Annotated in this window: 6 protein-coding genes; all 6 read left to right on the top strand. The window is 72.4% G+C overall.

Annotation, left to right across the window (positions count from 1 at the left end):
- The first annotated feature begins 226 nt into the window (after nucleotides 1–226).
- The 6 genes from mrdA (at nucleotide 227) to ACFYO5_RS04190 (ending at nucleotide 12,620) form a co-directional block, all read left to right on the top strand.
- Nucleotides 227–2,485: a penicillin-binding protein 2 gene (gene mrdA / locus ACFYO5_RS04215; RefSeq protein ID WP_388703964.1), complete on the top strand. Its 2,259-nt coding sequence runs from the start codon at nucleotides 227–229 to the stop codon at nucleotides 2,483–2,485.
- Nucleotides 2,482–3,681, top strand: coding sequence for a rod shape-determining protein RodA (rodA, locus tag ACFYO5_RS04210; protein ID WP_356559753.1), 1,200 nt, complete (start codon nucleotides 2,482–2,484; stop codon nucleotides 3,679–3,681). Before mrdA ends, rodA begins: the two co-directional genes overlap by 4 nt.
- Before the next feature lie 195 nt (nucleotides 3,682–3,876).
- Nucleotides 3,877–5,802: a TIGR03960 family B12-binding radical SAM protein gene (locus ACFYO5_RS04205; protein WP_356559752.1), complete on the top strand. Its 1,926-nt coding sequence runs from the start codon at nucleotides 3,877–3,879 to the stop codon at nucleotides 5,800–5,802.
- A 232-nt stretch (nucleotides 5,803–6,034) separates the two neighbouring features.
- A complete protein-coding gene (locus ACFYO5_RS04200) occupies nucleotides 6,035–7,069 on the top strand; it encodes a hypothetical protein (RefSeq protein WP_388703960.1) in 1,035 nt (344 codons plus the stop codon).
- Between the two features lie 48 nt (nucleotides 7,070–7,117).
- Nucleotides 7,118–7,882: a TIGR03936 family radical SAM-associated protein gene (locus tag ACFYO5_RS04195; RefSeq protein WP_356559750.1), complete on the top strand. Its 765-nt coding sequence runs from the start codon at nucleotides 7,118–7,120 to the stop codon at nucleotides 7,880–7,882.
- A 277-nt stretch (nucleotides 7,883–8,159) separates the two neighbouring features.
- On the top strand, nucleotides 8,160–12,620 hold the full coding sequence (locus ACFYO5_RS04190) for an Rne/Rng family ribonuclease (RefSeq protein ID WP_388703957.1): 4,461 nt from the start codon (nucleotides 8,160–8,162) through the stop codon (nucleotides 12,618–12,620).
- The last annotated feature ends 130 nt before the right edge of the window (nucleotides 12,621–12,750 follow it).

The following is a 12,750-nucleotide window of genomic DNA, read 5'->3' as shown; positions in this document are numbered from 1 at the left end:
GGACACGAGCACGGGGACGGGGACGGGCACAGGGACGGGCACAGCCGAAGCCAGGGCCACGGCCATATCCGCGGGGACGGACATCACCACGGGCGCAGGCACGGCCCGGGGCAGGGACACGGCCCGGGGCGCGGACACGGCCCCAGGCACCAGCAGCACAGCCACACCCGCAGTCACACGCATCCGGGCACACACGTCCGCACACTGAGAGGGGGAGACAGCCGCAGTGACCAACATTCCCGAGACCGGGCGGACCCCACGGGTCCAGATCCGGCTCGTCGTGATCCAGATCCTCGTCCTCTCCCTCCTCGGCACCCTCGGCGGCCGACTGTGGTATCTGCAGATCCGGGAGGGCGCGGAGTACGCCAAGGAGGCATCCGGCAACCACGTCCAGCAGGTCGTCGAGCCCGCCGTCCGCGGCTCCATCCTGGACGCGCGGGGGGTTCCCCTCGCGGACAACGAGACACGGCTCGTCGTCTCCGCCTCCCGCACCGACCTGCTGAAGCAGAAGGACGACGGCAAGGCCGTCCTGGCCAAGCTCGCCGCCGTCCTCGGCATGACCGCCGAGGAGGTCGCGCAGAAGGTCCGGCTGTGCGACGCGAAGACCCCCCAGCCCTGCTGGAACGGCTCGCCCTACCAGCCCATCCCGATCACCGACGAGGCCACGCCCAGGCAGGCCCTCCAGATCCGCGAGCGCGCCGAGGACTTCCCCGGCATCACCGCCGAACCCGAGGCCGTGCGCCGCTACCCGAGCCCCGGCGCCGCCAACACCGCCCAGGTCCTCGGCTACCTCTCCCCGGTCACCGACGAGGAGATCACCAAGGCCCAGGACACCGACTCGCCCTTCCTGCGCTCCGACCAGGTCGGCCGGTCCGGCCTGGAGCGTGAGTACGACAAGGAGCTGCGCGGCAAGGCCGGCGTCACGCGCTACGAGGTCGACAACCTCGGCCGGGTCATCGGCGAGGCCGAGGCCGACCCGGCACAGCCCGGCTCCAACCTCGTCACCAGCATCGACGCCCGCGTCCAGCGAGTCGCCGAGTACGAGCTGAACGAGGCCATGAAGGAGGCCCGCAGGCAGTTCGACAAGAACACCGGGGAGAACTACAAGGCCGACGCCGGCGCGGTCGTCGTGATGGAGGCCAGGACCGGTCGCGTGGTCGCCATGGCGTCCAACCCCAACTACGACCCCAACGCCTGGGTCGGCGGGATCTCCGCCAAGGACTACAGGAAGCTCACCGGGAAGTCGTCCAACTACCCGCTGCTCAACAGGGCCATACAGGGTCAGGCGGCGCCCGGCTCGATCTTCAAGGTGGTCTCCACGGCCGCCGCGGTCCAGGCGGGCTACGACTTCGACGGGCGCTACAACTGCTCCAGCTCGTACTCGGTCGGCGGCCAGGTCTTCAAGAACTTCGAGTCCCAGAACCACGGCCCGATCAGCCTCGGCCGCGCCCTGGAGGTCTCCTGCGACACCGTCTTCTACTCCCTCGCCCACCGCGAGTGGCAGAAGGACGGCGGCATCAACCCCAAGGGCAAGCCGAAGGACTTCTTCTACAAGACCGCCCACCAGTTCGGCCTCGGCAAGGAGACCGGCGTCGACCTGCCCAACGAGGTCAGCGGCCGCGTCCCCGACCGTGAGTGGAAGCAGTCCTACTGGGACGCCAACAAGGCGGGCTGGTGCAAGACCGGCAAGAAGGACGGCAGTTACGTCGAGAAGATCTCGTACGAGAACTGCCTCGAGGGCAACAAGATGCGCGCCGGTGACGAGATCAACTACTCCATCGGCCAGGGCGACACCCTCGTGACGCCCATCCAGATGGCCACGATCTACGCGGCCATCGCCAACGGCGGCACGCTGTACGACCCGACGGTCGGCAAGGCCGTCGTCAGCCCCGACGGCAGGACGGTCGAGCAGATCGCGCCCAAGGCACACGGCAAGCTGCCCGTCACCAAGCAGACCCTGGCCCAGATGGACGAGGCCCTCGCCGGTGTGGCCACCCGCGGCACGGCGGCCTGGCGCTTCGGCGGCTGGCCGCAGGACAAGATCGAGATGCACGCCAAGACCGGTACCGCCGAGGTCTACGGCAAGCAGACGACGTCCTGGTTCGCCACGTACACCAAGGACTACTCGATCGTGATGACGATCTCCCAGGGTGGTACGGGTTCCGGCGCCTCCGGACCGGCCGTGCGGAACATATACGACGCTCTCTACGGCGTCTCCGACGCCGGCGTGATCGACAAGAAGAACGCGCTGCTGCCCACCCCGCAGAAGACCCTGCCGAAGATCAAGACGGACGGCACCATCGCGTCCCCGAAGATCTCCAAGGACCCGGCGAAGGAGCAGCAGACCTACCAGAAGGCCACCGAGACCGGCCCCCCGGTCCCCGACGGGACACAGCAGGGGGCGACCACCGCCTCCCCCGAGGCCACCAACCGTGACACGCGGCGGCGAGGGCGCCGGCGCGGAAGCCGGAGGAAGTGCACATGACCGGCGCGAACGGCTTCTCCGTCTCCGGGTACGGGCCCGAGCGGGCCGGCTGGACGCGGATCTTCGCCCGCGACTCCCTGGCCCGACGCCTGGACTGGCCGATACTGCTGGCGGCGATCGCGCTGTCGCTGATCGGCTCCCTGCTGGTGTACTCGGCGACCCGCAACCGCACGGAGATCAACCAGGGAGACCCGTACTTCTTCCTGCTGCGACACCTCTTGAACACCGGCATCGGGCTCGCCCTGATGGTCGGCACGGTCTGGCTCGGCCACCGCACCCTGCGCAACGCCGTCCCGATCCTCTACGGCCTGTCGGTGCTGCTGATCCTGCTGGTGCTCACCCCGCTGGGCTCCACCGTCAACGGCGCCCACTCCTGGATCCAGCTCGCCGGCGGATTCTCGCTCCAGCCCTCGGAGTTCGTGAAGATCACGATCATCCTGGGCATGGCGATGCTGCTGGCGGCCCGGGTCGACGCGGGCGACAAGCTCTACCCCGACCAGCGCACGGTGCTCCAGGCACTCGGCCTGGCCGCCGTACCCATGCTGATCGTCATGCTGATGCCCGACCTCGGGTCGGTCATGGTCATGGTCATCATCGTGCTGGGGGTGCTGCTGGCCTCCGGCGCCTCCAACCGGTGGGTCTTCGGGCTGCTCGGCGCGGGCGCGGCAGGCGCGCTCGCCGTCTGGCAGCTGCACATCCTGGACGACTACCAGATCGCCCGCTTCGCCGCCTTCGCCAACCCCAGCCTCGACCCGGCCGGCGTCGGCTACAACACCAACCAGGCGCGCATCGCGATCGGTTCGGGCGGGCTGACCGGGTCCGGCCTCTTCGAGGGGTCGCAGACGACCGGCCAGTTCGTCCCCGAGCAGCAGACGGACTTCGTGTTCACGGTGGCCGGCGAGGAACTGGGCTTCGTCGGCGGCGGCCTCATCATCGTGCTGCTCGGCGTCGTCCTGTGGCGGGCCTGCCGCATCGCCCGCGAGACGACCGAGCTGTACGGCACGATCGTCGCCGCCGGCATCGTGGCCTGGTTCGCCTTCCAGTCCTTCGAGAACATCGGCATGACCCTCGGCATCATGCCGGTCACCGGCCTCCCCCTGCCGTTCGTGTCCTACGGCGGCACGTCGATGTTCGCCGTGTGGGTGGCCGTCGGGCTGTTGCAGTCGATCCAGGTGCAGCGCCCCATGTCGGCCTGACCGGCCGCCCCCGCCTCACTCGGTGTTCTGCGGGTGCGGCGGCCGGTCGAGCCCGGAGGACCCTGCCGTCCGGGCTCGGCCGCTGGTCCCTTTCGTCGTTCGGGGACGCCCCATGAGCGGGTTAGGCTAGATGGTCACCCTCCCCCAGCCCCCGGCCGGGGGTGCCCCCCGCCAGCTCACGAAGGTAACCCCGCGATGTCTGTCGAGTCGGTCTTCCCGCAGCTCGAAGCTCTGCTCCCGCACGTGCAGAAGCCGATCCAGTACGTCGGTGGCGAGCTAAACTCCACGGTCAAGCCCTGGGAGTCCTGCGACGTCCGTTGGGCGCTGATGTACCCGGACGCGTACGAGGTCGGGCTGCCCAACCAGGGCGTCATGATCCTCTACGAGGTCCTCAACGAGCAGGAGGGCGTCCTCGCCGAGCGCACGTACAGCGTGTGGCCGGACCTGGAGGCCCTGATGCGGGAGCACCGCGTCCCGCAGTTCACGGTGGACAGCCACCGCCCGGTGAAGGCCTTCGACGTGTTCGGCCTGTCCTTCTCCACCGAGCTGGGTTACACGAACATGCTGACCGCGCTCGACCTGGCGGGCATCCCGCTGGAGTCGAAGGACCGCGGGCTGGACGACCCGATCGTGCTGGCGGGCGGTCACGCCGCGTTCAACCCCGAGCCGATCGCCGACTTCATCGACGCGGCGGTCATCGGGGACGGCGAGCAGGCCGTGCTCGACATGACGAAGATCATCCGGGAGTGGAAGGCCGAGGGCCGGCCGGGTGGCCGCGAGGAGGTCCTGTTCCGCCTGGCGAAGACCGGCGGCGTGTACATCCCGCGCTTCTACGACGTCGAGTACCTGCCGGACGGCCGGATCGCCCGAGTCGTGCCGAACAGGTCGGGCGTGCCGTGGCGGGTGTCGAAGCACACGGTCATGGACCTCGACGAGTGGCCCTACCCCAAGCAGCCGCTGGTCCCGCTCGCCGAGACGGTCCATGAGCGCATGTCGGTGGAGATCTTCCGCGGCTGCACCCGCGGCTGCCGCTTCTGCCAGGCCGGCATGATCACCCGCCCGGTGCGCGAGCGCTCGATCACCGGCATCGGCGAGATGGTGGAGAAGGGCCTGAAGGCGACCGGCTTCGAGGAGGTCGGCCTGCTGTCGCTGTCCTCCGCGGACCACAGCGAGATCGGCGAGGTCGCCAAGGGCCTCGCGGACCGCTACGAGGAAGACAAGATCGGCCTCTCCCTGCCCTCGACCCGCGTCGACGCCTTCAACGTCGACCTGGCCAACGAGCTGACGCGCAACGGCCGCCGGTCCGGCCTCACCTTCGCCCCCGAGGGCGGCTCCGAGCGCTTGCGCAAGGTCATCAACAAGATGGTCTCGGAAGAGGACCTGATCAGGACCGTCGCCACCGCGTACGGCAACGGCTGGCGCCAGGTGAAGCTGTACTTCATGTGCGGTCTGCCGACGGAGACCGACGAGGACGTCCTCCAGATCGCCGACATGGCGACCCGCGTGATCCAGAAGGGCCGCGAGGTCTCCGGCGCCAACGACATCCGCTGCACGGTCTCCATCGGCGGCTTCGTGCCCAAGCCCCACACCCCGTTCCAGTGGGCGCCGCAGCTCTCCGCCGAGGAGACGGACGCCCGTCTGGGCAAGCTGCGCGACAAGATCCGCGGCGACAAGAAGTACGGCCGCTCGATCGGCTTCCGCTACCACGACGGCAAGCCCGGCATCGTCGAAGGCCTGCTGTCCAGGGGCGACCGCCGCATCGGTGCCGTCATCCGAGCGGTCTACGAGGACGGCGGCCGCTTCGACGGCTGGCGCGAACACTTCTCCTACGACCGCTGGATGAGCTGCGCCGACAAGGCGCTGGCCCCCTTCGGCGTGGACGTCGACTGGTACACCACCCGTGAGCGCGGCTACGAGGAGGTCCTGCCCTGGGACCACCTGGACTCCGGCCTCGACAAGGACTGGCTCTGGGAGGACTGGCAGGACGCCCTCGACGAGACGGAGGTCGACGACTGCCGCTGGACCCCGTGCTTCGACTGCGGGGTGTGCCCGGCCATGGACACCAGCATCCAGATCGGCCCCACGGGCAAGAAGCTGCTGCCGTTGACCGTCGTGAAGTAGGTCGTGGAGTAGTCGCGGAGCTGCGCGGCTCGCGGGGGGAGGGCCCGGTCGCACCGGACGGTGCGGCCGGGCCCTCGCGCGTTGCACGCGTCGTCCCGGACCCCCCGGGGGACCCTCGGTTGCCCACCGTCCGGTCCCGGCCGGCACCAGGCCGGCGCAAGGCCGGGGCGGTGGATGCGAGAACCGTGGGTGCGGCGGGATCCAGGCGGGCCGCTGCGGCGTCCTCGCAGGTATGGACCTCGACAAGCCGCCCGTCCGGCACCCACCGCGGCAGCGGCCCGAAGGATGTCTCGTCGTGGCGATCCGGCTGCCCGTGCGGATCGTCGCGCTGGTGCTGGTCGTCCCGGTGCGGATGGCGTGGGACGCCCTCGTGGTCGCCTGCCGCTTTCTGAACGACGCGCTGCTGCGCCCGCTCGGCCGCGCCCTGCTGTGGCTGGGCAGGGTCCTCGTCGTCCTGCCCCTGGTGGGCCTGTGGCGGTACGTCGTCGTCCCCGTGGGGAACGCTCTGGTGCGGCTCTGGACACTGGTCCTCGTCGCCCCGCTGCTCTGGTGTCACCGCTGCCTCCTGACCCCCGTCGGTCACGCCCTGGTCCGGCTGTACGTGCGCGTGCTGACGCCCGCCGTCCTGGGCCTGGGCGCCGCCCTCGCCCGGCTGGCGCGGTACCTGGTCGTCGTACCCGCCCGTTGGCTGTACGACTGGTTCCTGGCCCCCGTCGGACGGGCCGTCGCCTGGGGCGTGCGGGGCGTGGGGCGGCTGCTCGCCCTGCTCCTGGCCGGGATCGGCCGAATCCTGTACTGGGTCACCCGCGTCCTCGTCGTGCTGCCCGCCCAGGCGCTGTGGCGCCGGGTCCTCACGCCGGCCGGCCGGGTGCTCGCCGTCGTCGGGCGGGAGGTGGGGGACGCCCTCCGGCACGCCTGGCGGATCGCCGGACACGTCTCGCTCGCCGTCGGACGGTTCCTCGGCACCCTCTTGCGGTGGATCTTCGTGGAGCCGGTGCGCCGGGTGTACCGCAGTGTGCTGACACCGGTCGGGCACCTCGTCCGGGACCTCGTGCTGCGGCCCGCCGTCGAGGCCGCGCGCGCCGCGGGCCGCACCGGCCGGGAGGCGCTGGCGGCCGCCCGGACCTCCGTGCGGCAGGCGCGTGCCGACGTGCGGCGTTTGCTGTTCGGCGAGTCCGGGCAGTCGGACCCCGTGGCCCGGAGGGAACCTTCCGGGCGCGGGACACGTACTCTTGATAGCCGTACGACCGCTCTCACGAAGGACTGAACGACACTGGGCAAGCGACAGCCCGAAGGCCCGCCGCCCGCACCCGCGGTGCAGCGCATCCGACTGCGCTACACCAAGCGCGGCCGCCTCCGGTTCACCAGCCACCGTGACTTCCAGCGTGCCTTCGAGCGCGCGTTGCGCCGTGCCGAGGTGCCGATGGCGTACTCGGCGGGGTTCACGCCGCACCCGAAGGTGTCGTACGCCAATGCCGCACCCACCGGCACGGGCAGCGAGGCGGAGTACCTGGAGATCGCGCTCACCCAGGCGCGGGACCCGCAGAAACTGCGTGAGCTGCTCGACGAGTCGCTGCCCACCGGGCTCGACATCGTCGACGCGGTCGAGGCCCGGACCTCCGGGCTCGCCGACCGGCTCACGGCCTCCGTGTGGGAGATGCGCCTGACCGGCGTGGACCCCGAGGAAGCCGACCGCGCGGTGGCCGCCTTCAACGCGGCCGACACCGTCGAGGTGCAGCGACTGATGAAGAACGGCGTCCGCACCTTCGACGCCCGCTCCGCCGTCGTCCATCTTGAATCACTGAGTCCACAGGCTGATAGGCCGACGGACCAGCCCTGTGCGATACTGCGGCTGGTTGTTCGGCACGTGACGCCTGCCGTTCGACCCGACGACGTCCTGTCCGGTCTTCGCGCCGTGGCCGACCTGGCGCCGCCGGTCCCCGCAGGGGTGACCAGGCTGGCGCAGGGGCTGTTCGATGAAGAGACCGGCGCGGTGACCGACCCGCTCGCGCCCGACCGCGAGGCAGCCGAGGCCATGACAACGGCCGATGTGACTGCCACCGCGAAGGCGTCGGCGTAAGGAAGGTTCCGCACAGGGACGCACGTCGTAGCGCAGCCCTCGCACTCGGGAGCCACCTGGGTCGGGCAGCGCACCGACCACAAGACTTTCGCCAGGCCGTGCACATTCGGTGTACGGAACCGGCGAGACAGGACACTAGAGAGCTCCCGTGCGGCGCCCGCGCCCCGGACGGCGGCACCGCGCACAGCGCGAGCCGCGGACGTCAACGGCGACCGATCCACCGTGATCGGCGCCGGACCAGCGCGGAGCCCGGGAGCCTGACGGGAGATACGCCCGCATGCTCGAACCGACCGAATCCAACGAGTCCGTACCGGACTCCACAGAGAACACCCCGAGCGACACGTTGCCGCCGCGCCGTCGACGCCGTGCCGCCTCCCGACCGGCGGGTCCGCCGGTCGGCGCCGCCGAGACCTCGGCCGAGACCGTCGCGCCGGCCGTACCGGTCGCCGAGTCCGTCGCCGATCCGGCCGCGGAGGACATCGAGGAAGAGACGGCGGAGGACACCGCCGTGGAGCCCGCCGAGGCTCCCGCGGTGACCGAGGAGGCCGCACCCGCCGCGCGTCCGCGTCGCCGTGCCACCCGTCGGGCGTCCGCGCCCGCCGGTGCCCCGGCCGGTGGGACCGCGGCGGCCGAGGCCGCCGAGACCGTGCTGCCCGCGACCGCCCCCGAGGCGGTCGAGTCCGTCGCGGCCGTCGCCGCCGAGGAGCAGGCCCCCGTCGAGGAACCCGCACCGCGCCGTACCCGCCGCCGGGCCACCCGCACCGTGACGGCCCCCGCCGCACCGGAGCAGGCCGAGACCACGGAGACCGCCGAGAGCGTGGCCCCCGCCGGAGACGATGACGCCGTGACGGCCGAGCCCGCCGAGACGGCTCCCGCCGGGCGCAGCCGCCGTAGGGCCACCCGCCGCGCGACCGCCCCCACCGGTGCCCCGCAGGCCGCCGAAGCCGCCGAGACCGTCACCGCGGTCGCCGCGCCCGCCGAGTCGGCCGTCGCCGAGGGCGCCTCCGACGAGACCGCTCCCGCCGAGGCCGCTCCCGCCGGGCGCAGCCGTCGCAGGGCCACCCGCCGCGCGACCGCCCCCACCGGTGCCCCGCAGGCCGCCGAGACCGCCGCCGAGACCGTCACCGCGGTCGCCGCGCCCGCCGAGACCGTCACCACGGCCACCGAGCCCGCCGAGTCGGCCTCCACCGAGACCGCTCCTGCCGAGACCGCTCCCGCCGGGCGCAGCCGTCGCAGGGCCACCCGCCGCGCGACCGCCCCCACCGGTGCCCCGCAGGCCGCCGAGACCTCCGTCGAGGCCACGGAGGCGCCCGTCGCCGTCGCCCAGCAGGCCGAGCCCACCGAGGCGCCCGCCGACGAGGAGGCGGCGCCCAAGGGCCGTACGCGCCGTCGGGCCGCCCGTGCCGCCACCGCGCCCGCCGTGGCGGCGGAGCAGGCAGAGACTCCCGCCGAGCCCGCCGTGGCGGAGGAGGAGGCCCCCGAGGCCGCGCCGACGCCTGAGGCCGACGAGGAGGCCGGCCCCCGCCGTGGGCGTCGCCGCGTCACCCGCAAGGCCGCCGTCGGATTCTCCGCGCCCGCGCGTCCGGCCGGGGAGGAGGACGCCCCGCGTCGTCCGGCCCGTCCCGCCGTCGCCGTGTTCCAGGCGCCCGTGTTCACCGAGCCGCGCTTCCAGACGCCGGAGCGTGCCGCCGCCGAGGCCGCCGCCGCCGAGGTCGAGGTGGAGGAGCCGGTGGCGGAGCCCGTGGCCGCCCCGGTCGAGGTGGCCGAGGAGCTTCCGGAGGAGCAGACCGGTTCGCGTCGCCGTCGCCGGCGCCGGGGGGCCGGCCAGGCCGAGGAGCCGGCCGAGCCGACGAGGACCGTCGAGCAGCCGGCCGCCGAGGACGAGACGGAACCGGAGGAGGCCGACGAGGCCGCCGACGACACCGCCGAGGGCGACGACGACACCGACGAGGGCGCGTCCCGCCGCCGTCGCCGCCGGGGTGGCCGTCGCCGCCGCCGCGGTGACAGCGCCGACGGGGACGTCGACGCCGAGGACCTGGCCGTGGAGCAGGCCGCACAGGACGCCGAGGACACCGCCGAGCAGGAGGACGAGGACGCCGAGGAGGGCCACGCCGACGACGAGGCGGGCTCCACCGCCGGCAGTCGTCGCCGTCGTCGCCGTCGCCGTCGCGCCGGGGACGCCTCGACCGACGTCGAGCCGGGCGACAGCGACCCGGAGCGCACCGTCGTCAAGGTCCGCGAGCCGCGCAAGGCGAGCGAGCCGTCGGACGAGGTCACGTCCATCAAGGGCTCGACCCGTCTGGAGGCGAAGAAGCAGCGCCGCCGCGAGGGCCGCGAGCAGGGCCGCCGCCGCGTGCCGATCATCACCGAGGCCGAGTTCCTGGCCCGCCGTGAGGCCGTCGAGCGCGTGATGGTGGTCCGCCAGTACGGCGACCGTACGCAGATCGGCGTCCTGGAGGACGGCGTGCTCGTCGAGCACTACGTCAACAAGGAGGAGTCGACCTCCTACGTCGGCAACGTCTACCTGGGCAAGGTCCAGAACGTGCTGCCGTCGATGGAGGCCGCCTTCATCGACATCGGCAAGGGCCGCAACGCCGTCCTGTACGCCGGTGAGGTCAACTTCGAGGCGCTCGGCATGGCCAACGGGCCGCGCCGCATCGAGTCCGCCCTCAAGTCCGGCCAGCCGGTCCTCGCGCAGGTCACCAAGGACCCGATCGGGCACAAGGGCGCCCGCCTGACCAGCCAGGTCTCGCTGCCGGGCCGCTACCTCGTGTATGTGCCCGAGGGCTCGATGACCGGCATCAGCCGCAAGCTGCCCGACACCGAGCGGGCCCGGCTGAAGAGCATCCTCAAGAAGATCGTTCCCGAGGACGCGGGCGTCATCGTGCGCACCGCTGCCGAGGGCGCGAGCGAGGAGGAGCTGCGCCACGACGTCGAGCGGCTCCAGGGGCAGTGGGAGGAGATCCAGAAGAAGGCCAAGAGCGGCAACGCGCCGACGCTGCTCTACGGCGAGCCGGACATGACCGTCCGGGTCGTGCGCGACATCTTCAACGAGGACTTCACCAAGGTCGTCGTCAGCGGCGACGAGGCCTGGTCGACCATCCACGGCTACGTCTCGCACGTCGCCCCGGACCTGGTCGACCGGCTGTCCAGGTGGACCTCCGAGGTCGACGTCTTCGCCACCTACCGGATCGACGAGCAGCTCGCCAAGGCGCTGGACCGCAAGGTCTGGCTGCCCAGCGGCGGTTCGCTGGTGATCGACCGGACCGAGGCGATGGTCGTCGTCGACGTCAACACCGGCAAGTTCACCGGTCAGGGCGGCAACCTCGAGGAGACGGTCACCAGGAACAACCTGGAGGCGGCCGAGGAGATCGTGCGTCAGCTGCGGCTGCGCGACCTCGGCGGCATCATCGTGATCGACTTCATCGACATGGTGCTGGAGCAGAACCGGGACCTGGTGCTGCGGCGCCTGCTGGAGTGCCTGGGCCGGGACCGGACGAAGCACCAGGTGGCCGAGGTGACCTCGCTGGGTCTCGTGCAGATGACCCGCAAGCGGGTCGGACAGGGTCTGCTGGAGTCGTTCTCCGAGACCTGCGTCCACTGCAACGGCCGTGGGGTCATCGTCCACCTCGACCAGCCGGCCGCCGTCGGTGGCGGCGGCAAGCGCAAGAAGCGCGGTCGGGGCGGCGACGTCCACGAGCACGAGCACGAGCACGAGACCGTGGTGGGCGCCGACGAGGAGACCGAGAGCGAGGCCGAGGTCGCCGCCGAGGTGGCCGAGCCGGTCGCCCTGGAGATGCCCGAGTTCGAGCCCGACGAGGAGCTGTACAGCAGCGTCGCCGAGGCGGAGGCCGCAGCGGGCCGTGGTCGTGGCCGACGCCGGTCGAGCCGTCGGGCCTCATCCCCCGCGGGTGCGCCGAGGAGCGGCGCGCCCAGGCGGGAGGCCGTGGCCGAGCCGGCCGCGGAGGTTCCCACGGCGCAGGACGTGTCCGCCGAGGTGGAGGCCGAGCGCGCGGTGCAGCCGGCCGAGGCCGCTGTCGCGCACGCCGAGCCGGTCGCGGTCGAGGACCCGGTCGTCGAGGCCCCCGCTGCCGGGGACCCCGTCGCCGAGGAGGCCGCGCCCAAGGGCCGTACGCGCCGTCGGGCCACGCGCAAGGTGTCCGCGCCGGCCGGTTCGCCCGCCGGGGCGGAGGCCGCCGTCGTGACGGTCACCGAGTCCGCGCCCGCGCAGGCTCCGGTGGAGTCCCCGGCGGAGCAGGCCGGGACGCGGCCGGAGCCGGTCGCCGAGCCGACCGCCGAGCCCGTGTCCGAGCCGGTCGCCGAGAGCGCGGCTCCGGCCCGTCCGAGGCGCCGTGCCGTGCGCAAGGCCACCGCGCCCACTGCGTCCGAGGAGACGGCCGTCGTGGTCGTGCCGTCGGCCGCGGCGGAGGCCCCGGTGGAGGCCCTGGCCGAAGCCGCGGCGCAGGCCCCGGCCCCCGTCGAGGCGGAGTCGGTCGAGGCGGAGTCCGCCGAGGAGCCGGAGGAGGGCGCCCCGGTCAAGAAGACGGCCGCCCGCAAGACGGCGAAGAAGGCCACGGCGAAGAAGGCCACCACCAAGAAGACCGTGGCGAAGAAGACGGCCGCGAAGAAGACGGTGGCCAAGAAGACCGTGGCCAAGAAGGCGGCGAAGTCGGCGTCGAAGACGACGGCGGCGGCGCAGCAGGGCGTTTCGTCCGTCTCGGCCAACACGGAGGACTGACCGTTCCGTCGGCCCCATGGCCGGCCGGACAGCGGCGGCGTCATGACGCCCGGTGGCGACCGGGTGCCGTGCGCCGCCGCTCGTGTCGTGCCGCGTCGTGCGGCGTTCGTGCGAGAGTTAGTCTGTGTCT

Origin of the sequence: Streptomyces sp. NPDC006259 (assembly GCF_042870975.1) — a bacterium.
In the GTDB taxonomy this organism is placed as follows: domain Bacteria; phylum Actinomycetota; class Actinomycetes; order Streptomycetales; family Streptomycetaceae; genus Streptomyces.
This window is presented reverse-complemented; position numbering and strand designations above follow the sequence as displayed.